24 protein-coding genes are annotated in these 24,211 nt (G+C 46.7%); 14 read left to right on the top strand and 10 right to left on the bottom strand.

The window, feature by feature from the left end:
- Nucleotides 1–70: 70 nt before the first annotated feature.
- The 8 genes from U6B65_08560 to U6B65_08525 all read right to left on the bottom strand — a co-directional run bounded on the left by U6B65_08560 (nucleotide 71) and on the right by U6B65_08525 (nucleotide 9,242).
- Nucleotides 71–568, bottom strand: coding sequence for a hypothetical protein (locus U6B65_08560; protein ID WRS26405.1), 498 nt, complete (start codon nucleotides 566–568; stop codon nucleotides 71–73).
- Nucleotides 569–844: 276 nt separating this feature from the next.
- Complete coding sequence (gene purB / locus U6B65_08555; GenBank protein WRS26404.1) at nucleotides 845–2,278, bottom strand: adenylosuccinate lyase; 1,434 nt, start codon at nucleotides 2,276–2,278, stop codon at nucleotides 845–847.
- A gap of 217 nt (nucleotides 2,279–2,495) precedes the next feature.
- Complete coding sequence (locus U6B65_08550; GenBank protein WRS26403.1) at nucleotides 2,496–3,782, bottom strand: aminotransferase class I/II-fold pyridoxal phosphate-dependent enzyme; 1,287 nt, start codon at nucleotides 3,780–3,782, stop codon at nucleotides 2,496–2,498.
- Between the two features lie 81 nt (nucleotides 3,783–3,863).
- Nucleotides 3,864–5,363, bottom strand: a complete 1,500-nt coding sequence (gene larC / locus U6B65_08545; protein WRS26402.1) for a nickel pincer cofactor biosynthesis protein LarC — start codon at nucleotides 5,361–5,363, stop codon at nucleotides 3,864–3,866.
- The gene (gene larB, locus U6B65_08540) at nucleotides 5,360–6,121 is read right to left on the bottom strand and encodes a nickel pincer cofactor biosynthesis protein LarB (GenBank protein ID WRS26401.1); all 762 of its coding nucleotides are present in this window, start codon (nucleotides 6,119–6,121) and stop codon (nucleotides 5,360–5,362) included. The genes larC and larB overlap by 4 nt, the downstream gene beginning before the upstream one ends.
- A gap of 32 nt (nucleotides 6,122–6,153) precedes the next feature.
- Complete coding sequence (larE, locus tag U6B65_08535; protein ID WRS26400.1) at nucleotides 6,154–6,942, bottom strand: ATP-dependent sacrificial sulfur transferase LarE; 789 nt, start codon at nucleotides 6,940–6,942, stop codon at nucleotides 6,154–6,156.
- A gap of 28 nt (nucleotides 6,943–6,970) precedes the next feature.
- Nucleotides 6,971–8,365 carry an asparagine--tRNA ligase gene (gene asnS / locus U6B65_08530; GenBank protein ID WRS26399.1) on the bottom strand — a complete coding sequence of 465 codons (1,395 nt, stop codon included), beginning with the start codon at nucleotides 8,363–8,365 and terminating at the stop codon, nucleotides 6,971–6,973.
- A gap of 397 nt (nucleotides 8,366–8,762) precedes the next feature.
- Entirely contained in the window at nucleotides 8,763–9,242 is a 480-nt protein-coding gene (locus U6B65_08525) for a TspO/MBR family protein (protein WRS26398.1), read from the bottom strand.
- A 467-nt stretch (nucleotides 9,243–9,709) separates the two neighbouring features.
- On the opposite strand from U6B65_08525, the gene U6B65_08520 reads away from it, so the two are divergent.
- The 9 genes from U6B65_08520 (at nucleotide 9,710) to U6B65_08480 (ending at nucleotide 15,462) form a co-directional block, all read left to right on the top strand.
- A complete protein-coding gene (locus U6B65_08520) occupies nucleotides 9,710–10,768 on the top strand; it encodes a D-2-hydroxyacid dehydrogenase (protein ID WRS26397.1) in 1,059 nt (352 codons plus the stop codon).
- A 9-nt stretch (nucleotides 10,769–10,777) separates the two neighbouring features.
- Complete coding sequence (gene rlmD / locus U6B65_08515) at nucleotides 10,778–12,154, top strand: 23S rRNA (uracil(1939)-C(5))-methyltransferase RlmD (protein WRS26396.1); 1,377 nt, start codon at nucleotides 10,778–10,780, stop codon at nucleotides 12,152–12,154.
- 148 nt (nucleotides 12,155–12,302) lie between these two features.
- Nucleotides 12,303–12,725 carry an N-acetyltransferase gene (locus U6B65_08510; GenBank protein WRS26395.1) on the top strand — a complete coding sequence of 141 codons (423 nt, stop codon included), beginning with the start codon at nucleotides 12,303–12,305 and terminating at the stop codon, nucleotides 12,723–12,725.
- Between the two features lie 47 nt (nucleotides 12,726–12,772).
- Nucleotides 12,773–13,165, top strand: coding sequence for a hypothetical protein (locus U6B65_08505; protein WRS26394.1), 393 nt, complete (start codon nucleotides 12,773–12,775; stop codon nucleotides 13,163–13,165).
- A gap of 152 nt (nucleotides 13,166–13,317) precedes the next feature.
- The gene (locus U6B65_08500) at nucleotides 13,318–13,521 is read left to right on the top strand and encodes a hypothetical protein (protein WRS26393.1); all 204 of its coding nucleotides are present in this window, start codon (nucleotides 13,318–13,320) and stop codon (nucleotides 13,519–13,521) included.
- Nucleotides 13,522–13,525: 4 nt separating this feature from the next.
- Nucleotides 13,526–14,455 (top strand): DNA adenine methylase, encoded by a 930-nt coding sequence (locus U6B65_08495; protein ID WRS26392.1) that lies wholly within the window; start codon nucleotides 13,526–13,528, stop codon nucleotides 14,453–14,455.
- 42 nt (nucleotides 14,456–14,497) lie between these two features.
- A complete protein-coding gene (locus U6B65_08490) occupies nucleotides 14,498–14,935 on the top strand; it encodes a hypothetical protein (GenBank protein WRS26391.1) in 438 nt (145 codons plus the stop codon).
- The gene (locus tag U6B65_08485; GenBank protein ID WRS26390.1) at nucleotides 14,932–15,216 is read left to right on the top strand and encodes an AbrB/MazE/SpoVT family DNA-binding domain-containing protein; all 285 of its coding nucleotides are present in this window, start codon (nucleotides 14,932–14,934) and stop codon (nucleotides 15,214–15,216) included. Before U6B65_08490 ends, U6B65_08485 begins: the two co-directional genes overlap by 4 nt.
- Before the next feature lie 3 nt (nucleotides 15,217–15,219).
- A complete protein-coding gene (locus U6B65_08480; GenBank protein WRS26389.1) occupies nucleotides 15,220–15,462 on the top strand; it encodes a hypothetical protein in 243 nt (80 codons plus the stop codon).
- 7 nt (nucleotides 15,463–15,469) lie between these two features.
- Here U6B65_08480 and istB read toward each other — a convergent pair whose 3' ends face one another.
- Together istB and istA are read right to left on the bottom strand one after the other, a co-directional pair.
- Nucleotides 15,470–16,267: an IS21-like element helper ATPase IstB gene (gene istB / locus U6B65_08475; GenBank protein WRS26388.1), complete on the bottom strand. Its 798-nt coding sequence runs from the start codon at nucleotides 16,265–16,267 to the stop codon at nucleotides 15,470–15,472.
- Complete coding sequence (istA, locus tag U6B65_08470; GenBank protein WRS26387.1) at nucleotides 16,260–17,477, bottom strand: IS21 family transposase; 1,218 nt, start codon at nucleotides 17,475–17,477, stop codon at nucleotides 16,260–16,262. The genes istB and istA overlap by 8 nt, the downstream gene beginning before the upstream one ends.
- On the opposite strand from istA, the gene U6B65_08465 reads away from it, so the two are divergent.
- The 5 genes from U6B65_08465 (at nucleotide 17,470) to U6B65_08445 (ending at nucleotide 23,871) form a co-directional block, all read left to right on the top strand.
- Nucleotides 17,470–19,485: a hypothetical protein gene (locus tag U6B65_08465; GenBank protein ID WRS26386.1), complete on the top strand. Its 2,016-nt coding sequence runs from the start codon at nucleotides 17,470–17,472 to the stop codon at nucleotides 19,483–19,485. The genes istA and U6B65_08465 overlap by 8 nt on opposite strands.
- A gap of 28 nt (nucleotides 19,486–19,513) precedes the next feature.
- The gene (locus U6B65_08460; protein ID WRS26385.1) at nucleotides 19,514–20,656 is read left to right on the top strand and encodes an ATP-binding protein; all 1,143 of its coding nucleotides are present in this window, start codon (nucleotides 19,514–19,516) and stop codon (nucleotides 20,654–20,656) included.
- 84 nt (nucleotides 20,657–20,740) lie between these two features.
- Nucleotides 20,741–21,586 carry a TIGR02391 family protein gene (locus U6B65_08455; GenBank protein WRS26384.1) on the top strand — a complete coding sequence of 282 codons (846 nt, stop codon included), beginning with the start codon at nucleotides 20,741–20,743 and terminating at the stop codon, nucleotides 21,584–21,586.
- An 18-nt stretch (nucleotides 21,587–21,604) separates the two neighbouring features.
- The gene (locus U6B65_08450; GenBank protein ID WRS26383.1) at nucleotides 21,605–22,483 is read left to right on the top strand and encodes a hypothetical protein; all 879 of its coding nucleotides are present in this window, start codon (nucleotides 21,605–21,607) and stop codon (nucleotides 22,481–22,483) included.
- A gap of 62 nt (nucleotides 22,484–22,545) precedes the next feature.
- Complete coding sequence (locus U6B65_08445) at nucleotides 22,546–23,871, top strand: hypothetical protein (protein ID WRS26382.1); 1,326 nt, start codon at nucleotides 22,546–22,548, stop codon at nucleotides 23,869–23,871.
- Nucleotides 23,872–24,211 lie beyond the last annotated feature (340 nt).

The following is a 24,211-nucleotide window of genomic DNA, read 5'->3' as shown; positions in this document are numbered from 1 at the left end:
AGCAAACAAATAAAACCCCGAAAGTATCTTCTAGTTGAAGAGCTTTCGGGGTTTTGAGTTGTATGGGGGTTTACGGCTTTTGGCCAATATAGAGGGTAACCTCTGCTTTTGTGGTGCCTTTTGGCTCAAAGGTATTGAGATCATAAACGGTGATTTCAGCAATGCAGGGGTAAACACCTTCCGCCAGCTCCACGTTCAGTTTCTTTTTTTCCTGGGATTCGCCCGGGTCGACAAAGCCGGTAAAAAGCACTGATTTATCCGTTTCCTGCAAAATAATGTTTACGCTCATTTTATAGCTGTTTTCAGCCGGATTGGTGAAAAGCAGATTGCCGGAGCTATCCGGTCTGGCAAAATAGATTTTGGAGTTGAGCGTAAAATTCGGCGCATCGGGGTCAGCGGGCTGACTGCTTTGGCTGGAATCCTCCGAGGGGGTTCCGATCACAGCCACTGCCTGGGGGTCTTTGAAAACGGTAAGGCACAAAACCAGCACCACCAGCGTAACCGAAAGCAGCGAAATGGCAAAGGCGCTGGTCAGTCGCTTCATATTCGAAAAAAGCTTTTGCTTCATGTTAAATCCTTCCCGTTTTTCTATATTTATGCACTTTGAAGAGAGCTTAACAACTGTATGAACTGTTGAAGCCCGACCAATAAAAATGTGTCGAGGGATGTCGACTATCATGAATATATATGATACCATATTTTCCCCGCAGGTACAACCCGGCAAAAATTTCCCAAAGCAAAAGCCTGCCGATTCATTTGCACCGGCAAATGAATTTCCCCGGAGCCTATGTGGCCCCGGGGAAGATATTCCGGCTTTGAGCCGGAATAGCCGGCAGGCTGTGAGTTAAACGCTAAGCTGTGCTTTTTCGCCCAAAATATCTTGATTGGCCAGCCGAATGGGCTCGACTATATCCCGGATGTATTCCTCCACCTGCGGGATACAGCAGCCGATGAAATCCTCCGGCTTTAAGATGGCATCCAGCTCCTCCTGACGCAGACCAAAAGCAGGATCGGCGGCGATCCGAGAGATCAGGTCATTTTCAAGGCCTTCCTCCTTAACCATTTTACCGGCCTGAATGGAATGCAGGCGCAGTCTTTCATGGAGCTCCTGCCGGTTTCCACCCTTTTTGACAGCGGACATCATGATGTTTTCGGTAGCCATAAAGGGAAGCTCACGCATAATGCGCTGGCTGATCACCTTGGGGTATACCACAAGGCCATCGCACACATTGAGCATAATGTTGAGGATAGCATCCACAGCCAGAAAAGCCTCAGCCACAGCAATGCGCTTGTTGGCGGAATCATCCAAGGTGCGCTCAAACCACTGGGTAGCGGAGGTGAAGGCAGGGTTGAGCAAGTCCACCATCACATAGCGGGAAAGGGCCGTGATGCGCTCACTGCGCATGGGATTGCGCTTGTAGGGCATGGCGGAGGAGCCGATCTGGTTGGCGGCAAAGGGTTCTTCCATTTCCTTGAAGCTTTGCAGAAGGCGCATGTCGTTGGAAAATTTGCTGGTGGATTGGGCGATACCGGCCAAAACCGAAAGCACCTGAAAATCCACCTTGCGGGAGTAGGTTTGCCCGGAAACAGGCACTACGCTGTCAAAACCCATTTCCTTGGCGATACGGCCTTCCAAATCCTTGATTTTAGCGGTGTTGCCCTCAAACAGCTCCACAAAGCTGGCCTGTGTGCCGGTGGTGCCCTTGGAGCCCAGCAACTTGAGGTTGGCCGCACGGTGTTCCAGCTCCTCCAGATCCATTACCAGCTCGTTGATCCACAGAACGGCACGCTTGCCTACGGTGGTCAGCTGGGCGGGCTGCAAATGAGTATAGGCCAGTGCAGGCAGAGCACGATGCTCCATGGCAAAGCCGGAGAGCAAATCAATTACATTCACCAGCTTGCGGCGCACCAGCTCCAAGGCCCTGCGCATGATAATCACATCGGTGTTGTCACCCACATAACAGCTGGTGGCTCCCAGATGAATAATACCGGCTGCCCCAGGGCACTGCACCCCATAGGCATAGACATGGCTCATCACATCGTGGCGGACTTCCTTTTCCCGCTGGCGGGCAACATCGTAGTTGATGTTATCCTTAAAAGCCTCCAGTTCGTCAATCTGCGCCTGTGTAATGGGCAGGCCCAGTTCCATTTCGGCTCGGGCCAGTGCGATCCAGAGCTGCCGCCAGGTTTTGAATTTCATATCCTCCGAAAAGATATACTGCATTTCATCGCTGGCATAGCGAGTGGAAAAAGGGCTGATGTAAGCGTCATTCACCATTTTTACCTCCAATATCTGTTCTGCATTCTTGCGATAGGTCCTATAATTATTTCAGGTCATACACCTGTTTTTTAGATCGGTAGACTGGAAAGATCGGGCAATAGACCGACATTAGAAAAAGACGGTTTTTCTTTGCATCCTCTATTTTTTTCAAAAGAAAGGATAAAACCTGCCGCAAAGAAAACGGCAGGCTGCCTTCTGGTAGTAGGGATAATCTTTAGGCGGCCAGCAGCTTTTGCACACAGGCGATTTTCACGCATAGGCAAAGCAGATTGGCGGCCTGACCCAGCTCTTCCAAAGTGGGGAAGGTGGGGGCAATGCGGATGGTGGTATCCATTGGGTCTACCCCATAGGGGGAAGAAGCACCGGCACCGGTCATCACCACACCGGCCTCCTTGCAGAGAGCCACCACATGTTTGGCACAGCCTTCCATCACATCCAGAGCGATAAAATAACCACCCTTAGGCTCAATCCAGCTGCCCAGCCCGGTGCCGCCCAGCTCCTTTTTCAAGGTGCTCAGCACAAGCTCGAACTTGGGGCGGATAATTTCAGCGTGGCGGGCCATTTGTGCACGAATGCCATCCATATCCTTCAAAAAACGCACATGGCGCAGTTGATTCAGCTTATCGTGGCCAATGAGCTGGAAAGCCATGCTGGCCTTGATTTGAGCAAGGTTTTCTTTAGAAGCACCCAAAGCGGCAAGACCTTCACCAGCAAAGGTGATTTTAGCGGTGGAGCAGAAAAGAAAAGCCATATTTTCCTTGCCGTTCTTTTTCAGTTCAGGCAGCAGGGGGAGCAAAATATCGGGGTTTTCCGGGTAAAGATCGTGGACACTGTAAGCGTTATCCCAGAAAATGCGGAAATCCGGTGCGGCAGGGCTCAAATTAGCCAGCCGGCGAACGGTATCATCGGAGTAAGTAATGCCTTGGGGGTTGGAATATTTAGGCACACACCAGATGCCCTTAATTTTTTCATCGGAGGCAACCAGCTTTTCCACCAAATCCATATCCGGGCCTTGTGGGGTCATGGGGATAGAGATCAATTCAAAGCCGAAATGCTGTGTAACGGCAAAATGCCGGTCATACCCGGGAGAGGGGCAAAGAAATTTCAGACCTTCCTCCTTGCACCAAGGGCGCAGAGAGCCCACCACGCCGTGGGTCATGGCTCTGGCCACACAATCAAACATCAGGTTCAGGCTGGAGGTTCCGCCCACAAGCACCTCATCCAGCCCCACATCCATCAAGGGAGCCATAAGAGCCTTGGCCTCGGGAATTCCATCCAGAACGCCATAGTTGCGGCAGTCGGTTCCATCTGCTGCACGTGCCTCCGCTGAGGTGGGGACAGCGCAGAGCAAATCAGCCGAAAGATCCATTTGGTCGGCGCCTGGCTTGCCGCGGGACATATCCAATTTGAGATTTTTTGCTTTGTAACTTGTATACTCTGCCTCAAGGTTAACGAGCAGCTTGCTGAGCTGTTCCTTTGTCATTTCTTGGTATAAAGCCATATTCAATCCTTCTCCCTATGTGTTCTACAATGGTTATTGTAAACCATAAGGCCGAGTTTTGCAAGATTAAAATTAAAGCTTTCAATTTTCTCCTGTTATGGCATGATATGCGGCGTTGTAAATTTGGTTCAAAGGCAGAGCCTTTTCCTTTGCCAGCTTTCTGGCACTTTCATACTCCACAGCGGTTTTAAACACATCGCCATAAGAAAGGCGCTTGACTGCTACCGGCCCCAAAGGGGTTTCCACCGCATCGCTGCGGCGCTCCATTTTGCGGCGCTTATGGGTGGTCATCCGCACGCCGATGGTGGAGGTATGCAAAAACAAAAGCTTTGCCATTTCCTCCTCCTGACTGGGCTCAATGAGCAGAGAAAGCATATGGGCCGGGCGATTCTTTTTCATCTGGATGGGGGATACCCACACATCCAAAGCACCCTTTTCCAGCAGCAGCTCACAGGCAAAGCCCAGCTGCTCACCGGTCATATCATCGATGTTGCAGGTCAGCTCCAGCACCTCATCACTGAGATAGAGGCTGTTTGGCTCCCACAGGCTCACACGGAGCAGGTTTGCAGAATGCTCAAACTCTTTTTTACCGGCACCATAGCCGATGCGCTTGAGAATGCCCCGGGTGGGTGCGCAGAAGCCCTGCGCCAAAGCGGCTACGATAGCGGCACCGGTAGGGGTGACCATTTCGCCAACGTTTTTGGTGATCACCATGGGGATGCTCCAACGGCGCATGATTTCAAAGGTAGCGGGTGCTGGCACCGGCATACGCCCATGCTGGCACCAGACTGTACCGATTCCTTCGCTGAGCGGGGAACAGAAAATGCGGTCTACCCCCAGATTATCCACGCAGATGGCGGTGCCGACAATATCCACAATGGAATCCACTGCCCCTACCTCGTGGAAATGCACCTGATCCACCGGCAGGCCGTGAACGGTGGCCTCAGCTTGTGCCACAACACGGAAAATGGCGCAGGCAATATCCTTAGCCCGGTGGCTGATACTGGATTTGCCGATGATATCCAAGACATCCGAAAGATTCCGATGCTCGTGGTGATGATGGCCGTCGTGGTCGTGGTGATGGTCATCATGGTCGTGATGATGGCCGTCGTGGTCGTGGTGATGGTCATCGTGGTCGTGGTGATGGTCATCGTGGTCGTGGTGATGGTCATCGTGGTCGTGGTGATGGTCATCGTGGTCGTGGTGATGGTCATCGTGGTCGTGGTGATGGCCGTCATGGTCGTGGTGATGGCCGTCATGGTCGTGGTGATGGCCGTCATGGTCGTGGTGATGGCCGTCATGGTCGTGGTGATGGCCGTCATGGTCGTGGTGATGGCCGTCATGGTCATGATGATGACCGTTGTGGTCGTGATCATCATGGTCTTCATCCAAAATCACATTGAAGTCACAAGCCATAATCCCGGATTTTTTGACCCGGCTGATCTTCAGGGCGTACCCGCTCACATTCAGGCTGGCCAGCCCTTCACGGAGGACCTTTTCATCGGCGCCCAAATCCAAAAGAGCCGCCACTGTCATATCACCGCTGATGCCCGAGTTGCATTCAAAATAAAGAGATTTCATCGGTTTTCTCCTTTGCGGCCACAGGCCAGTCGATTGATTTGGCAGGCTAAATGCCCTGCCCCAAACCCATTGTCAATGTTGACCACGCCGATGCCTTCGGCGCAGGAGTTGAGCATGGTCAGCAAGGCGGAAACGCCGCCAAAGCTGGCTCCATAGCCCACCGAGGTGGGAACCGCCACCACCGGGATATCCACCAGACCGGCCACCACACCGGCCAAAGCGCCTTCCATACCGGCCACTGCCACAATGGCGTTGGCACTGCGCAGGCGATCCAGCTGGCTCAGCAGGCGATGAATGCCCGCCACTCCCACATCGTAAATTCGATCCACCTTTGCACCAAAGAATTCAGCGGTAACCGCCGCCTCCTCCGCCACTGGGATATCCGAGGTGCCCCCCGTGCAGACCGCCACCAGCCCCAGGGGCTCCACCGGCTTTGTAATCAGTGAAACGGTGCGGCTGACAGGATCATGGGTACTCCCGGGTATAGCCGCCAGAACGCCCTGAGCCTGCTCTTCGCTGGCCCGGGTGCCCAGCACATTGGAGCCTTTCCCCGCAAAATGTGAAAAAATCGAGACAGTATGCTCCACCGATTTTCCGGCGCAGTAAATGACCTCGCCAAAACCGGAGCGCAGCTGGCGGTGATGATCCAGCTTGGCAAAGCCCAAATCCTCATAAGGCAAATCCTTGAGCAGGCCAGAAGCGGCCTCCACTGAAAGGGAGCCATCCTTCACTGACTGCAAAATCCCCTGAATATCCAATGTTCTAGAGCCTCCCAATCAAAAGTACTGCGTTATTTGCGGATGTGGATATCCATGCTGCCGGAGCGGAAGCCTTCCAAATCCAAGGTTACATAATCATAGCCAGCCTCTTTCACCCAGCGGGTCACTGTTTCCCGGTGGGGAAGAAAATCGGCAAGCTGATCGGCAGGCAGCTCCAGCCGTGCCACATCGCCGTGGATGCGCACCCGAATAACCGCAAAACCAAGGCTGCGAATCTGGTTTTCCAGCTTATCCACTGCGGCCAGCCTCTGGGGTTCCAACGTGGCCCCATAGGGGAAGCGGGTCGCCAAGCAAGGTGCCGAGGGCTTGCTTGCTACAGCCAGCCCCAACTGTGCTGCCATTTCCCGCACCTGCGCCTTGGTGATGCCCAGCTCAGCCAGCGGGCTTTTTACTTTCAGCTCCGCCAAGGCTCGAAGGCCCGGGCGGTACTGCTGCAAATCATCGGCGTTGGTGCCGTCCAGCACATAGGCAAGCCCCTGCTCTTTCGCATATTCCCACAGGGAGCGGAAAACCCAGCCCTTGCAGAGATAGCATCGATCCACCGGGTTGCAAAGCACCTCCGGGGGAAGCTCCTCCAACCGGATAATCTGATGGGCAGCGCCCAGCTCCTGGGCGGCCTCGGCGGCTTCCTGGGGCTCTCTGGGGGAATGAAAGGGGGTGAACAGGGTGACAGCATGTACATTTTCCACCGTCTTACAGGCCAGAGCCAACAGAAGGGCACTGTCCACACCGCCGGAAAACGCAACGCAAAGACCCGGCCCCAGCTCACGCAGGTATTGGGTCAGCTTTTCTATACTCATATAAACCTCTCGGGGATGGGTTCTGAAATCAATATTCGGCAGAGCCGGTGGTGCGGGGGAAGGGAATAACATCACGGATGTTGCTGATGGCGGTCATATACATAATCAGGCGCTCAAAGCCAAGGCCAAAGCCGGCGTGCTTTGTGCCGCCGTATTTCCGCAATTGGAGATACCAGTCGTAATCCTCTTCACTGAGGCCGCACTGGGCGATGCGCTCTTTGAGAACATCCAGACGTTCTTCACGCTGACTGCCGCCGATGATTTCACCCACGCCGGGAACCAGCAAGTCCATGGCGGCCACGGTTTTGTCATCGTCGTTGATACGCATATAAAACGCTTTGATTTCCTTGGGGTAATCGGTGACAAACACAGGCCGCTGGAAGATGGTCTCGGTGAGGAAGCGCTCATGCTCGGTTTGCAGGTCACAGCCCCAATACACAGGGTATTCAAACTTATCCTTATGAGGAACAAGCAGGTCAATGGCCTCGGTGTAGGAAACACGGGCAAAGTCGGATTCCACCACACCGCGCAGGCGCTCCAAAAGACCCTTGTCGTAGAAGTCGTTAAAGAATTTCATCTCATCGGGGCAGGTTGCCATCACATGGCTCAGCACCGATTTGATCATGCTTTCAGCAAGCTTCATATCATCGGAAAGATCGGCAAAAGCGATTTCCGGTTCGATCATCCAAAACTCAGCCGCATGGCGGGGGGTGTTGGAGTTTTCTGCTCGGAAGGTAGGCCCAAAGGTGTAAATCTTGCCAAAAGCAAGGGCCATGATCTCGCCTTCCAACTGGCCGGAAACGGTCAGGTTGGTGGATTTCCCGAAAAAGTCCTGCGAATAATCGATAGCACCATCCTCGGTACGGGGCGGGTTGCCTATATCAAAGGTGGTGACATGGAACATCTCACCGGCGCCCTCAGCGTCACTTCCGGTAATAATGGGGGTATGGGCATAAATGAAGCCGTTTTCGTTGAAAAACTTATGAATGGCATAGGCCGCTACCGAGCGAATGCGAAAGACTGCGTTGAAGGTGTTGGTGCGGGGGCGCAAATGAGCGATGGAGCGCAGAAATTCCAGAGAGTGCCGCTTTTTTTGCAGAGGATAATCTGGGGTGGTGGCTCCTTCCAGCCGGATCGCAGAGGCATGCACCTCATAGGGCTGTTTGGCATCGGGGGTGAGGATAACCTGCCCCTCCAGCACAATGGAGGCACCCACGCCAATTTTAGTGATTTCCTTATAGTTATCCAGATTCTTCTCCTCAAAAACAACCTGCAGGCTGTTAAAGGTGGAGCCGTCGTTGAGCTCGATAAAACCGATGGATTTGCTATCCCGCAGGGTACGCACCCATCCGCATATTGTCACAGTCTCACCGGTATAGCGGCCGGGATCGGCGGCCAGCCTGGCAATTTCAAGTCTGTCCAACTTTTTGTTCCTCCCTGTCTCCCTGTGGTATGCCTGCATTCGCCGGAATGGGCATGGGAGCTTTTTTTCAGTATTCCTATTATAGTATAAAATCATGTGTCATACAAGCGCTTTTCTGATATACCAATGGTGTATGCTATAGTAGCGCAGCTTTAAAACCGCTTAAGCGGTTTTAAAGAATCTGCCGAATTTTCGGCAGATGGGCGGCCTACAGCCGCTGGCGCATTCTACATAGTGTGCCAAAGCACTTTGTGCTTTCAGCGTGCAAGGCACGCTGTTTAAAACAGCAAAGCCTGTTTTAAAGTGGCATCACTATATCAATTTGATACAGAGTGGCATGACAAAAGAAGGCTCCCGACCATAGAGCCGAAAAGCCTTCTGTTGGAGCGGATAAAACCTAATTGAGAGCCGCTATGGTGAAATTCAGAACCATGGCGAAAATCAGCCATAAAAGATAGGGAACCATCAAAAATACAGTAAACCGGTCGATGGTATAAAACCGCACCACAACCACAATGGTCACTATAATCATGGCGATGATTAGGCACCCTGCCAGTGTGAGCAGACCAAGGCGGAAAAATAGAGGAGACCATAGAAAGTTCAAAAACAGCTGGATAAAATAGGGGGAGGCGGCTTGCGCCTTCTGGTTGGAATCCACTTTGGGCTTGGTGAAAACACGATAAGCGCTGTAACCCATCATCAGGTAAAGCACAGTCCAGATAAAGGAGTAAAACCCGGCTGGCGGCGCAAACGACGGCAGCGCCAGAATCTCGTAAACCGCCCGCGTATCCCCAGCCAGATAGGAGGATACTGCGCCGGCTACCAGCGGGATCGCCAGATTACAGACCAGCGGTTTGAATTTAATGACAGTGTTCAATACAATCTCCCCCCAATGTGTTGCGGTGAAAAAGCGGATATAGTTCATGTATATACGTAGAAAAGGGGAAGTAGACCCGCCTTTTTTCACCGTACAGGCTGTTTGCAGGAATTTTTGACTGGCGCATAAAATAGCGGGTATTATCGGTATTCTAATATGGAGGCCATGGGATATCTATGGTATAATAACCGCAAAGCGCTTATTATATTTCATTATACTTCTCATGCTTATGCTTGAACTGTGACGGGGGTCGGAGGGCGCTGTGACAGATACAATTATCTGGCAAACCTAAGATTTAGGGGCGAGTGAATATAGGGTCTGGGGGGTACCAAGGGGGAGCGCCCCCTTGGCGATTCTTTGCATCCTTTCTCATCGTGGAGAAAGGATGTGCCAGCCGCACGGCATGAGTGCGGAAGTGAAGAATATCAACTGCGTTGAGCTGTGAAAGGTCTTCTTATGGAGCAATTTTGGCAAAAGCGGATATTACACTGCTTTATGCGCAGAGTGAATATACCACAACGCTTCGCTTTTATGGTATACTACAATACAACAATCAGTTAAGGGGGGTTCCTATGAAATGTGTGGTGCTGGATGGATATTTGGTAAATTTTGACAGGCAGGCTTGGGCAACAGCGGCCTGCCACGAGCTGGTGTGGCACGACTATACTGCCCCGGAGGAAATTGCGGCAGCCATTGGCGATGCACAGGCAGTTTTTACCAACCGTGCGCCCATCACCGCCCAAACAGTGGCGGCCTGCCCGGCCCTGCGGTATATCGGGACCTTCGGAACCGGCTTTAACATGATCGATTTGGAGGCCACCACGGCGGCGGGGATTACTGTCTGCAATGTGCCGGGCTACAGCACACAGGGTGTGGCGCAGGGGACCTTTGGTCTGCTGCTGGATATTGTGAGCCGCATTTCGGTTTACAACGATTTCGTTAAGGCAGGCAAATGGACAGAGTCGGTGGATAGCCGCCTGACTGCCATCACCACCACCGAGTTGGCGGGAAAGACTATGGGTATCATCGGCTTGGGATCAATCGGGCAGGCCGTGGCAAGAATGGCCATGGCATTCGGTATGAAGGTGATCGCCTGCCGCCGCTCCTCCGGCCGGGGTATGGATGGGGTGGAGATGGTTTCCTTTGAGGAGCTTCTTGCCCGTTCCCACGTGGTTTCTCTCCATTGCCCGCTGAGTGCGCAAACGGCCGAAATCATCAACGCATCCACCCTTTCTCAAATGCGGGAGGAGGCCATTTTGCTCAACACAGCCCGGGGCGGCCTGCTCAATGAAGCAGATGTGGCGGCTGCGCTGGATAGCGGCAAACTTGCGTGGGCCGGTCTGGATGGGCTCAGTCAGGAACCGCCCCAAAACAGCCCTTTGACCCTGCATTCCCGCACGGTGATTACCCCCCATGTGGCGTGGATGGCCCGTGAAACCCGGGGACGTCTGCTGGAAATTGCCGCAGCCAATCTGGAGGCCTTTGTGGCCGGAACGCCGCAAAATGTGGTTACTCTTCAAAAATAAAGGAGCCCTATGCTAAATAAAAACGATACAATTGAACTGGAAATTACCGCTGTTGCCCACGATGGCAACGGCTTGGGCCGCCATGAGGGTATGGTGGTTTTTGTACCCATGACAGTAGATGGTGATTTAGCCCGGGTGCAGGTGGTGAAGGTGCAGAAAACCGCCGCCTATGGCATTGTGAAGGAGCTTCTTCGGCCATCCCCCCACCGGGAAGAGAACGACTGCCCGATTTTTCACCGGTGCGGCGGCTGTGCTTTGCGCCATATCCAATACAGCCATGAGCTGGAAATCAAGCAGAGCTGGGTGGAGGAAAATCTGCGGCGAATCGGGGGAGTGGATGTTGTCGTGCAGGAGATTTTGCCCTCACCCCAGCTTCAGGGTTACCGCAACAAGGCGCAGATTCCTGTAGCCTTGGAAAACGGAAAAGCCGTCGCAGGCTTTTTTGCACCCAGAAGCCACAGGGTAATTCCATGGGAAAGCTGTGCCCTCCAGCCGCCTGTCTTTAACCGGATTACCCGGTTTGTGCTGGATTTTATGGATGCCCACAAAATTCTTCCTTATGATGAAACAAGCCACAAGGGCCTTGTTCGCCATATTTACCTGCGCTGTGGCGAAACCACGGGTCAGGTCATGGTCTGCCTTGTGATCAACGGCAAGAGCCTGCCCCATGAAAAGGAATTTGTTGATCAGCTTACCGCCGCTTTTGAGGAAGTAAGCACCGTTACCCTCAACAGCAATACCCGGGATACCAACGTGATTCTAGGGTCGAAAACCCGTACTCTGTGGGGCAGTGGGGTCATTCAGGATGAAATTTGCGGTGTAAAGGTAGAGCTTTCCGCTCAGTCCTTTTATCAGGTGAACCGCCGCTCAGCGGAAAGGCTGTATGAGCTTGCCGGTGAGTTTGCCGGCCTGACCGGCAAGGAAACGGTTCTGGATCTTTACTGTGGAGTGGGCACGGTTGGACTTTCCATGGCCAAAAAAGCAGGCAAGCTGATCGGGGTGGAGATTATTCCGCAGGCTGTGGAGGATGCCCGGCGCAACGCAGAGCTGGGGGGCTATAATAACGCCGAATTCTTTTGCGGAGATGCCCGGGAGGGTGCCCGCTATTTAGAGAAGCAGGGCATCCGGCCGGATGTGGTGCTGGTTGATCCGCCCCGAAAGGGCTGCGATCAGGCGGTGCTGGAAAGCATTGAGCAAATGGCCCCCGAAAAAATAGTGTATATATCCTGCAATTCGGCTACTCTGGCAAGAGATTGCCGCATTTTGGAGCAAATGGGTTATCGGGTGACCGCCGCCCGGCCTGTAGACCTTTTTCCGAGGACATCACACGTTGAAGCAGTGATAATGATGACGTATTGTGGTTCGGACAAGAAAAATAGGAGTTAGACCACAAGATGTTGTGGTTTTTGGCTCAAAAACGACCGGTTTCAGAGCTCAAAAAATGCGATTTTTGACCCCGCTTTTTTGCCCTTTCCACAGATGACATAGGTCTTTTGTGTGATGCCATCAAAAAATAAACTTAATTGAGGTTAATATGATTAGAAAATTTGAAAACAAAGATTTGGAAAAAATAATGGAAATATGGCTTGATACTAACATTCAAGCTCATAATTTTATCTCCAAAGAGTATTGGGAAAGCAACTTTGATTTGGTAAAAAGTATGCTTCCAAGTGCAGAAATATATGTTTATGAATCAGAGGGTAAGATTAATGCTTTTGTTGGAGTTGATGGTGGATATATAGCAGGGATATTTGTCTCTAATGATGAGCAATCAAAAGGGATTGGGAAACAACTGCTTGATAAAATAAAGGAGCATTATTCCGAGCTTAGTTTAGCAGTTTATAAAAAGAACGGGAAAGCCGTTAATTTCTATCAACGAGAACTATTTGCAATTAAACAAGAGCAGATTGACGAAAATACAGGTGAAGCAGAGTACCTCATGTTATGGAATAAATAAAAAAATTATTTAAAAAACACAAGAGGCTGAGTTTCAGGTCGACTTTAATGACCAGCAAACTTAGCCTCTTTTTTTGTTCCCATTTTTATGACACAAAAAATATAAAATGCAGGAGGTCAATTCATCATGAGCAAAATTTTTCTATCCTTGGTCTGGAAACCAATACAGGAATTCCTAGTGCTGGAATCATGAGTGGTATTCCGGAGGTAAAGGACATACAACGATCCAATCTATACAAGGAGCTTCGCTGGGACTGCGGTGCATCCGAGTACATCGCCGTGATCGTCAAATCTTTTCGCTACGGCCACGGTCCTCCCGAACCTGCCTATGCGGAGGATTTAAGTTGGATTGCTCTGCGTCGTGAACTGATTGAAACTGGTGAAGCGGTAGAGCTGCAAACCTCCCGTCTCGTCATTCTCTATCCCGGTCAAGGGATGTAACTTAATAGTAGCGTCTTTTGGTTTCAACTGAAACTGAAAGGCGCTTTTTCTTTTTCCTGAATCAACTATGATAAACAGAATAAGAAAACATGAGGCGTCGTCTTTGGAAAAAGGCGGCGCCTTTTTTGTTTTCAGCGAAAGGAGCATAAACCATGAATCAAAAAGCAAATCCATTAGAAAAGCCGGGTGCGGGAGCAACCGGTCCCCCCAAACGTTATGGCGTGCCGCTGCCAGCCGAGCGTTCCCGCTGCGAGGGCTGTCCCTATCCCCGTGTCGGTTTCATTTGCTGGAGTCCGGATGGAACCTGTATGAAAACGGATGTTGATGCCATCAACCGCCGCAGTAAAGGCAGGTGAAAAAATGAACAGCATCATCAGCTGGGTGGGTGGAAAAAAAGCATTGCGGGAGTTGATCTATCAGAGAATGCCCAAAGAGTTCGGGCGGTATATTGAGGTTTTCGGCGGCGGTGGCTGGGTGCTGTTCGGTCGGCCAATTGATACTGCCATGGAGGTGTACAACGATTTTAACTACGACCTCACGAACATGTTCCGGTGTGCTAAGGAGCAAACCCTTGCACTGATTCAGGAACTGAACTTCCTGCCGCTGAATGGGCGAGATGAGTTTGGTGTGCTTCGCAGATATTTGGAGAAGCAGGAATTTACTAGTGAGTATCTCGCAAAGGAGTTAGTACTTGCCGAGCGATATCTCTCCCCACTTGAGTATGAAGACATCCGGCAGATTCTTACAGAGAAAGCAGTCATGAATGATGTCAAGCGTGCCGCCGCTTTCTATAAACTCATTCGATACAGTTACGGAAGCGGATGCACTAGCTTTGGCTGTCAGCCCTTTGATATCCGGAAAGCCTTCCACCTGCTCTGGCAGGCCAATGTTCGTTTAAAGGATACGGTCATAGAGAACAAGGACTTTGAAGACCTCATCCGACAGTACGACAGAGAGAATGCTTTCATTTATTGCGATCCTCCCTATTACCAGACAGAAGGACATTATGCTGTTGAATTCAGAAAGGAGGATCATTATCGCTTACGGGACACGCTGACAGCCTGCAAGGGTAAATTTCTGGTCAGCTATAACGACTGCGAATTCATCAGGGAGTTGTATAAAGACTTCCAGATCGAATCGGTCAGCCGTCTCAATAATCTGGCGCAGCGCTATGACAATGGAAGTGAGTACGCTGAGGTACTGATTTCCAACTATGATACCGGTGAAAGGTTGCTGGATATGCCATCACAGCTCAATCTTTTTGACACCGGTCTTTTCTTTGACCAATAACCCAACTCCCGCAAGGGATATTAATGAAGGAGGAAATATTCTATGAAAATTATGAAAACAAAAGCGGTCGTCGATTCCCATGGACTTCTGACGTTTCCTGCAATTCCTGCAGGGCTGACACCCGGTGAACAGGTCGATGTTATTCTTGCATCCCAGGGGGAGCAATCAGCCCCTCTGCTTTTGCTTACCCAATCCGGCATCGAGGTTGCCGTACCATTGTGTGCTTTGTCGGATGCACCGGAGGATGAGGATAAATCAGATGACGAGAACAGTTTGAATCTGCCGGAAGAACTGCTGGAGGATGCGGGAATTCCTGCCGACAGTGCTCTGGAAATCATCTGTGGGGACGGCGCCATTGTCATTTTTGCCTCAGATATTTTAAATCAGCTGCCAGAGGAGCTGACTGGGCTCTTTCAAGAGCTTGGTATTCACCCCGATACCGTTCGGGAGGTTATGGAAAAGGAGGGTTACTTTGTATGAACGCAAAAAACACATACCGCATTATCGACAGTAAGGGCAGAGTGCTGATTCCCAAGGACATGCGCTCAGCATCCGGATTGGACTACGGCGATATCGTAAAGCTGAATGTCCGTCAGGGTGCAGTAAGCATACAAAAGGTGGAGCTTATTGAGGTGGGAGACCAATCCCCCGAAGCGGTGGAGGCTTATGTTCGCGCTGCTATCAAGCGTATGCCGGATGACACGCAGCTAAGTCTTATCACCGATTTAACGGAGCTGCTTAAGCAAAGGAAGGAGAATTAATTCGTGGAAGAAAAAAAGCTTTTAGCTTCGCAGGACTGCCGGCAGACCGGATATGACATATCACTGGAGGGAAAGGTGGTTGTACTGAGTGCAGCCGTACTGCCTGAAGCCCATCGCAGTGCAGAGCATCAGCTGTATTTCTGTACCGGTGGCTTTGGCAGTAAGCAATGTCAACGGCGGTTTAAATTTGCAATAAAACGCCGAATAAATTTTGTAGGTTTTCGGCGGGAGGAATGTCGGGTATAAAGTTAGATTACTGAGCGTTCTGCTCAAACAAGGTATTGACGATTTGCTGCTTTTGCTTCATGTACTCTTTGCGCTCTTTCAGGCGATAACTTTCGCCCTTGATGTTGATGACGGTACAGTGGTGAAGCACTCTGTCGAGGATAGCGGAAGCAATGGTAACATCGGCAAAAACTTCATTCCACTGGGAAAAAGTCTTGTTTGAGGTAAAGATGGTAGAGGCTTTCTCGTATCTTTTGGCAATGAGTTGAAAGAACAAGTTAGCGCCTTGAATATCCATGGGCAAATACCCAATTTCGTCGATGATGAGCACCTTGTAACGGATGAGGGTGCGGAGTTTGTCTGGTAGCCGATTCTCGTAGTGGCTTTTCTTCAGCTGCTCAATGAGGGTATGGCAGTTGATGTAGTAGGTGGAGTAGCGGTTTTTGGCGGCAACCATACCCAGCGCATTGGCCAGATGGGTTTTGCCAACGCCAGGTGGCCCCAAAAACACTACATTCTCAGCATTCTCCACGAACCGCATGGTAGAAAGCTCGTCGATCTGGCGCTTGTCGATGGAGGGTTGAAAAGAGAAATCAAAGTCCTCCAAGGTCTTCTTGATGGGGAAGCCGGACATCTGAATCTGCTTCTCGTAAGCTCTCTGACGCTTGCTCCTAGCCTCTTCGGTGAAGATATGATCGAGGACATCCACAATGTTGAGTTCATCCTTGATAGCTCGTTCCAGGTAGTTGTCGATGATCTCCAGGGTATTGCGCATTTTGAGGGATTCCAGGTTTTCTTTGAGTCGCTCGTACAAAACTTCACTCATACTGCGCCACCTCCGCTACTTCATCGTATGCGGACAGACTTGGCGGCCGGATAGGAAAATCAATGACATTGTCGCCGTCCAGCAAGGTGTTTTCGATGTCAAATGATTGCTTAAGGGTTAATCTTCGGTAATGTTGGGCATTGACTACCATATCTTTTTTCTGGTACGATATGCGGTGCAGGGCGATTTGCTTTCCTTCGTAGTAGGCGGCAAGCATGTTGTCCAGGGCTACGACTGCCACATCTCTGCCGACGTATTCTGCTGGTACAGAATACTGATTGCCGGCATACGAGATGAGGCAGTCTTTTTGTACCCGGCGCAGGTTGATTTTGTCGATGATATATTCTCTGGAAAGGGGGCTGAGGCCCTCTTTTTTTAGCCTCTCAAATGGAATCTCATTTGTGGTGGCGTGCACTTTCCCATTGACCTTGTTGCACCATGCCACGGCCTGTCCGTTTAGGTCGTCAAGCGAATTGTACCGGATTCCCACCATGAAATTATCCCGAACAAACGCCACTGTCCGCTCCACCTTGCCCTTTGTCTGGCCCCGGTAGGGTCGGCACAATACCGGCTTGAACCCGTAGAATCCAGCAAAATCCTCAAATTGTCGGTTGAGCGTGCTGTCCTCCTGCCGGAGCAGACGCTTGACGACCACCTGCTTCATGTTGTCGTACAGTATCTCCTCCGGGTAGCCGTGAAAGTACCGAAATGCGTTCTGGTGGCAGCGGATCAGCGTGTTGGTGCTCATGTCCGTCACAAATTCTATGTACCGCATCCGGGAGTATCCCAGCACCATCAGGAAGCAGTACAGCTTCTTCTGTTTCCCATCTTCCAGCACAACATGATCTTCAAAGAATGCCCAGTCCACCTGGCCTTGTAGCCCCGGCATCGTCTCAAACCGCACCGTTGCTTTCTCATCCAACTGTCCTTTTTTCCCTCGCACGTAGTGCTTCACGATGGAGTATTCTCCCGGAAATCCCATTTCCTTGATCTTCTCCAGTATCCGCAGCGCCGAATACGGCGCTTCTTCCAGCCACACGTCAATCTGTTCTTTGTATGGATCCAGTTTTGATGGCTTGGGATCTGTCAGGCTGTACACCGGTTTTGTGTCGGCCTGGGCATATCGTTTTGCTGTGCGTGGGTCTATGTTGTACTTGCGGGCGATCTCTGTGTAGCTCATTCCTTTTTGGCGGTCGCTTCGGATGTCCATCCAGTTGTCTCCTTCCATTTTGCCACCCTTTCTATCTGCTTTTTACAGACAGAAAAAAGTGTATCATATGTCATCCCTATCCGCCAGAAAACTGCATTTTTTAATTGGCACTTTCCTTCATTTTATCATCGGCGCTGACAAACCATTTAACCCTAATTTTATACAGAAAAAACCATTGGGATTTGGGACTAGAAGAACTCCATTTCCAAAAAACAAAAAAGAAGCTGTTGCTGCTACAGCAGTTCGATTAGCCCAAACGGGAACAGTTATGATATATTCTGCAAGAGCAAATTCAATCGAAGGACTGGCTGCAAGTGTACTTTTAGCGCTGGGGAATCAACCGAAAGATTACCCATGGGATCATTCTTTGTGGAATGTTTTTGAAAGTGTATGTACTGAAGAACTTAGTGATGACGATATTGTTTTAGTTGCTGCGAAGAAGGGGGTTATTTGCCATAATAATCGCCTTCCAACACTTGTACGTATTGCTATAGAAAAGCTTATGCGCTCTAAGCCCCCTTTAATAATTATAGCTTCATCTACACTTGGGCAAGGGGTAAATGTTGGAATATCAACTGTAATTGTATCCACACCCTATTATTCCAATGAAACAATTAGTATAAGAGACTTTTGGAATATTTGTGGGAGAGCTGGACGTGCTTTTTCTGATGTTGAAGGAAAAATTCTTTATGCTATTGATACCACTGAAGAACAATGGCAAATAGATAAAAATAGAAGACTTGCTCATAGTTATTTTAATAATCAAAATATGGAAAAGGTACAAAGTGGTATACTTGTTGCGTTAAGATATCTTTGTCAAGTTTCTAGACAAACAAATACTGATTTTAATTTGCTTGTTGAAGCTATTGCAAATGACTTTGTAGATACAGATATCAATGAAAAATATATTGAATCATTGAATGTGATTTTTGATTATTTAGATGATGAACTACTTGCAATGCATGAAGATTTTAATGAAGATGATGAGGTTGACTGGATTGATGATGTTTTTAGAAAATCGTTAGCACTTATCCAAGCGGAAGTTAAGGATGAAGAGAGTTATATAGATCTGTTACGCGCTAGGACTACGGCACTATTGAACCGGATACCAAATAAATCTGTCAGGAAAAAACTCATTGCATCAGGGGTCCCTCTTTCGATATCTAAGATGATATTTGAAAATACTGATTATTTCAGAACACTTATTTTAGCATTTATTCAATCTTTTGGAGATGATGGTACTCATAATAAAATAATTGACAGTACTATCCGAGAAATCGAGATCTGGAGCAATGAGAATGCACATACTTTGATGGATACAGTACCAAATCAGATGGTTTTAGATAGGGTACGTTGTCACTGGATTTATGGGGCTCCTCTTGTTAAAATAGTAGAATTAGAACCAGGAGCGGATAAAATTTCTAAAGATTACTATGGTTTTACATTGCCATGGATTATTCATGCGATCTCTCAAATGTTTGACTCTGAGTCTGAAGAAAATATTGTCCAAGCATATGCATCACTTGCAATGTTCGTTGAACTTGGCTTACCAAATTTAGCAGCAGCAAACATATATATGGCTGGTGTGCGCTCTAGAAGTGCTGCACTAGAACTTTCTTCTTTTGAAATTTTTATGGATAAAGATATTTCAGAAATTAAACAGATTTTATTAGACTTTCCTTTTCAGGAGATAGCTATTTCAGATGGAGTCAAAGTGTGGATTGAATTGCTTTCAGAGTCTGCAAGAGAACAATTACCTAGAAAGATATCTTTCCCAACTTTCACATGGAAAAAAGCGAACCTCCCTGATAAATTATACCTTCGCGAAAATGGTGGTGAATTATTTCTATCTTCAAGTGACGGATATTTTTATGAAAAAGTAGAATCAATAGAGGAATTGCCTTTTCGGGAAATAGCAAATATCAATGGTTTGTATTTTGAATGCGAAAGTGATGAATGGAGTTTAAAATCGTACGATCCTATGGTGGTTGCGAATACCATGAGATAGCGATAAAGTAAACCTAAGGAGATGTTCCATGAATATACAAGATTTAACTGAGCAGGTCGACAGCTTAATCTCCTTGAAACAAGAAGGTGATCATTGGGATTTTAAACGGGAATGGTATGGCAATAAGGCTGATCTTCTGCATGATATTATTTGCATGGCGAATAATTTATCAAGCAAAGATGGCTTGATTATTATCGGTGTTGATGAAGAAAGAGACTATGAAATACAAGACATCGTAGATGATTCTCACCGGAAGAAAACACAAGATTTAGTATCTTTTTTGCGTGATAAAAAATTCGCTGGTGGAATCAGACCCACTGTTACAGTTCAATCAATTCTCTTATCTGAAAAAACTATTGATGTAATAATCATACATAATGATCGCAATACTCCGTATTATTTGACGGAGCAATATCAGGGAGTTTTTGCAAACAACATATATGTTCGCATTATGGATACTAATACACCGAAAAACTCTTCGGCTGACATTAATATTATTGAAATGCTTTGGAAAAAGCGCTTTGGAATAGATGCTACAGCACTTGAACGTGTCATTCTGTATTTGCAAAGTCCATCAGATTGGGTTGACTCGGCTGATGAATCAAGAAGGTATTATAAGTATGCACCAGAATTCGTAATAGAACAGGTCTCGGCTGCAGATAACAGGGATGGATATGAGTTCTATCTGTTTGGGCAATATGATAGTCGTCCTCATTGGTATGATATCAATCTCTATTATCATCAAACAATATTAGATTCTTTGGGAGGGGCAGCCTTAGATGGGGGTAGATATTTCACGGCCACTCCAAAAATAGCAGGATTATCGTTAGATAGAAACAGAATGAATTGGGATATTAGTTATAAGTATCTTATTAAAGAGTCAATGGAGTATATTGTTCATAAGTTCTATATTACTGATGATATGGATGAGGAACAAACATCAAGGAGACGTTTCTTAGAGTGCATTCTTATCTTTGATTCAGAGCTTGAGAAGGCAAGATTCGATAAGTTTGTGAAAGAAAATTATACTGACTATAATTCTTCCGATTTTGAAGGAAAACTTCCTCTTTTTCCAAATATAGAGGGATATATGATGAGTGCTTTTAAAAAAGATTATACAAATGCACTTATCTTGAAAAAGATGCTAAATGATTTTAGAGCTAATTATTAAGCGAATGAGTTGACACTTAAACAGAAATATAATTATTAAATTGTTTATTATATACTTTCACTTTAAATACATGGAGGTGATTAAATGACAGCAAAAATGTTGGATCAACAGCAATTAAAAGCAGTGTGTGATGTTTTAGCTCATACCAGTGAAGGGTTTTCAAAAAGCGAATTGTCTGGGTTATTGCAACAGAGTCAAATAACCTTGGTTGATGATGGAAAGTCTAGTAATGGTTACACCTATACATTAGGCTTGAATAAACGAGATTGGCTGTATAATTGTTTGGCGAATGAAATAAATACCAATAAATCGCTTCAACGAGTCTTTGACTTCATTGCCAAAGCGCTAAATCCCGTTGCTTTTACAGTACAAAGTAATAGAGAAAAATACCTTCATCTTTTAGAAGAAACTAATAAAGTGTTATTATTGGCTGGTCTATCTGTTAGTAAAGAAGGGAAAGTCGTTGATGTAGAACAGGCAACAACATTGGATGAAGTAGATAGGCGTATGAATCATCTAAAGCGGGAACTTTATAATAGGGCAATTCACAATGAGGTACAAAAATATTGTATAAAAGATTATCTGCGTAAAGACTACTATGACGCAGTGTTTGAAGCGGCTAAAGGACTTGCAGAGAGAGTACGCCAAATAACTGGTTTATCTTCAGATGGTGGTGAGTTGTTCCAAAAAGCATTTGCTAAAGGTGATCCATATCTTTTTTTTAATTCTATGCAGACAGATAGTGAGAAAAGTGAGTTTACTGGAGTAAAAGAATTATTAGAAGCTATATTTCATTTGGTAAGAAACCCAGCAGCTCATACTCCTAAAATTAACTGGATGATAGAAGAGACAAAGGCTTTAGATATTTTGACACTAATATCGTTTGCTCACAAATATCTGGATGAGTGTCACCGGATGCCTAATAAATAAGACCAGGAGGATAAAAATATGGGTGTTGTATTGGATAGTAAGGAAGATAAAAGTTTAGCTCAATTGTGCAGCTTTTTAGACATACCCATAAGGCGTGTTGCACATAGGACTGGAAATGGTTTATTAGAGCTTATACTTGGATGTATTGGGGCATCTTCATTGATAGAGGAATATGGTTATTTTTTTAATCCATATAGCTTTAATCGAGGATACCGCAATGATAATGATCATTTTAATCCGGAAATGGGTATGTTGAAAGTATGCAATGAGATTAAGGACAATAAAGAACTACTTAATGCGTTTTTAAATGAAATATTTCGTAGACTACAACGTACTGAAATTGAAGATGAAATTATAGATAAAATTAGAAATGGGTTGGAATTATTAGGGTATGAGCTTCAGGTAGATTATGGCGAGGCAGGATATACATATACAATTCAATACCTATCCATTGGGGAAATTGAGAGACAATCACAAATGTCGCTTATGAGGAAAGAACTGTTAAGAAATTCCCCAGAGGTATTAAGACATTATAACGAAGCCTTGGAAACCTATAGTAATGGAAATTTTAAAAGCTGCATCGATAACTGCAGAACTGCCTTCGAAAAATATTTCGCGAAAATTGATAGTGATAATTCCGATTATTTAAAAGGTATTTTGAAAGCTACCGATGAGCAGATTGTAGAGAATGGTATAGAGCTAAGCACGAAAAATAAGATTTTTAAGTATTGGCTAGATAAAAATAAAGGGGCAAATAGATATAGAATTTTTGCAACTTTATATAGTGCAATGTCTGGATTAGGAGCACATGGAGAGGACAACCCGGTTCAAGAAGATGCGCTGATGATATTAAGAATGACTGAAGATTCATTTTTATGGTATATACAAAAATCTTAAATAATGAATTGAACGGATTAAATTCAATACCAAATCCGCTTTTGTAGAGAGGTGATATTAATATGAATAAATTTGAGAACAAAAGATGGAAAGAAATAAGTGAAGAAGATAAAGTTAAGTTATTAAAAGATGCAGTATGTAGAGATTTTATGATGGGAAGCCCCTTGTTAGATGGAGAGGGTATGGTTGATTTTTATGAGACACTTGCTGCAACAGGTCGGATCAGTAATGGCGTAATTGAAATCGATGATGATGAGGTTTTATATAATCCTTGTATTGGAAATAGCGGACAACCAATAAGTCAAGAAGAACTAGACTCAATGTTTGAGGAATATAAATCAAGCGAACCAGATGATTTTGAAGATAAAGTCCATCAGTTTGAAAAGTATTATAAAAGCAGACCCCATGTCGTTTTGCTAGGCGCGGGAGCAAGCGTGGCTACAATATTGAAGGGTGACAAAAACGGAAAAAAGATATCTGCAATGAAAGGGTTTATAGATAAATTAGGAATGCAATCCATCATTTCAAGCATTAATTTAAAGACAACAAGCGATAACCTTGAAGATATCTATATGGAAATGTATGAGCGAGGCGATTGCGAGTCACAGCGAATTCAGCTAGAAGATGCTATTGAGAAGTATTTTTGTGATTTTGAGTTACCTGATGAACCAACGATATATGATTTCTTATTGCTTAGTCTAACAAAAAAAGATTTAGTTGCCACATTTAATTGGGACCCTTTGCTGGTCGAAGCATATGGCAGATGCACTAGCATTACAGATAATTTACCGCAGATGGCATTCTTGCATGGGAATATTGCGGTTGCCACTTGTGAAGAAGATATGGTATTGGGCAGTCCCTATGCCGTTTGTTCAAAATGTGGACGAATGTTAAAAAGAGTGCCGCTGCTGTATCCAATAAGAGAAAAAAATTATGATGAAAACTCTTATATTTCAATGAGCTGGAAACAACTAGGCCAATATCTGGAAAGTGCATATAGGTTGACTATCTTTGGTTACAGCGCTCCTAAAAGCGACCAAGCCGCAATTGATATGTTGAAAAAAGCATGGGGAGCGGTTAATGATAGAAATTTGGAGGAAATAGAAATTATAGATATAAGGTCTGAGGAAGAGGTTATTGAATCGTGGGAAGAATTTATACATACCCATCATTATTCTGTATGGAATGACTTTTTTGATTCTGCACTCGGAAAATTTCCCAGAAGAACTTGTGAATTACTATTCGATAATACTCAAAACAATCGATGGATACATGGAAACAGAGGGTTTAAAAAAGGAATGGGCTTTGATGCATTGACATCATATCTAAAGGATCTATTGCAAGATGAAAGTACTGGTAAAGAAATACTAAGCGATCCTTATATATGATTCAATAGATTTAATACTAGTAAGAGTGAAGTTCTTGAGTTCGTTGCTCAAGAGCTTCGCTGTTGGTGGTAATTGCTATCGGCAGATAATTTGCTTTTAAATAGACATAAGCGTACTTGAGGTAAAATATATGGTATAATTGGAAAGGTGGAACTCTCAAAAAATGATTATAATCCATACTCGTCAGAAAAAATAACGATTCCGCCAGGGCGAAAATACGCCTTGGCGGAATCCGATTCACAGCATCAACACATATAGAATGTTGTGTCCTGTTGCAGTGGGTATAGATAAGGAAAGAAAACTGATCAGAGGATGTTATTATGCCTATAGAAATACTGGC

It is taken from the genome of Oscillospiraceae bacterium MB08-C2-2 (genome assembly GCA_035621215.1).
In the GTDB taxonomy this organism is placed as follows: Bacteria; Bacillota; Clostridia; order Oscillospirales; family Ruminococcaceae; genus WRAV01.
The sequence above is the reverse complement of the archived record's forward strand: the minus strand, read 5'-3'. Positions and strand labels throughout refer to the sequence as shown.

Coding starts and splice junctions, on each gene's coding strand:
- U6B65_08550 (WRS26403.1), bottom strand. CDS start 3,782: ATGGCTTTATACCAAGAAATGACAAAGGAACAGCTCAGCAAGCTGCTC.
- U6B65_08560 (WRS26405.1), bottom strand. CDS start 568: ATGAAGCAAAAGCTTTTTTCGAATATGAAGCGACTGACCAGCGCCTTT.
- istB (WRS26388.1), bottom strand. CDS start 16,267: ATGAGTGAAGTTTTGTACGAGCGACTCAAAGAAAACCTGGAATCCCTC.
- U6B65_08455 (WRS26384.1), top strand. CDS start 20,741: ATGACAGCAAAAATGTTGGATCAACAGCAATTAAAAGCAGTGTGTGAT.
- U6B65_08505 (WRS26394.1), top strand. CDS start 12,773: ATGACCAGCAAACTTAGCCTCTTTTTTTGTTCCCATTTTTATGACACA.
- purB (WRS26404.1), bottom strand. CDS start 2,278: ATGGTGAATGACGCTTACATCAGCCCTTTTTCCACTCGCTATGCCAGC.
- rlmD (WRS26396.1), top strand. CDS start 10,778: ATGCTAAATAAAAACGATACAATTGAACTGGAAATTACCGCTGTTGCC.
- U6B65_08460 (WRS26385.1), top strand. CDS start 19,514: ATGAATATACAAGATTTAACTGAGCAGGTCGACAGCTTAATCTCCTTG.
- larC (WRS26402.1), bottom strand. CDS start 5,363: ATGAAATCTCTTTATTTTGAATGCAACTCGGGCATCAGCGGTGATATG.
- U6B65_08500 (WRS26393.1), top strand. CDS start 13,318: ATGAATCAAAAAGCAAATCCATTAGAAAAGCCGGGTGCGGGAGCAACC.
- U6B65_08465 (WRS26386.1), top strand. CDS start 17,470: ATGTCCATCCAGTTGTCTCCTTCCATTTTGCCACCCTTTCTATCTGCT.
- U6B65_08450 (WRS26383.1), top strand. CDS start 21,605: ATGGGTGTTGTATTGGATAGTAAGGAAGATAAAAGTTTAGCTCAATTG.
- U6B65_08485 (WRS26390.1), top strand. CDS start 14,932: ATGAACGCAAAAAACACATACCGCATTATCGACAGTAAGGGCAGAGTG.
- U6B65_08510 (WRS26395.1), top strand. CDS start 12,303: ATGATTAGAAAATTTGAAAACAAAGATTTGGAAAAAATAATGGAAATA.
- larE (WRS26400.1), bottom strand. CDS start 6,942: ATGAGTATAGAAAAGCTGACCCAATACCTGCGTGAGCTGGGGCCGGGT.
- U6B65_08445 (WRS26382.1), top strand. CDS start 22,546: ATGAATAAATTTGAGAACAAAAGATGGAAAGAAATAAGTGAAGAAGAT.
- istA (WRS26387.1), bottom strand. CDS start 17,477: ATGGACATCCGAAGCGACCGCCAAAAAGGAATGAGCTACACAGAGATC.
- U6B65_08490 (WRS26391.1), top strand. CDS start 14,498: ATGAAAATTATGAAAACAAAAGCGGTCGTCGATTCCCATGGACTTCTG.
- U6B65_08495 (WRS26392.1), top strand. CDS start 13,526: ATGAACAGCATCATCAGCTGGGTGGGTGGAAAAAAAGCATTGCGGGAG.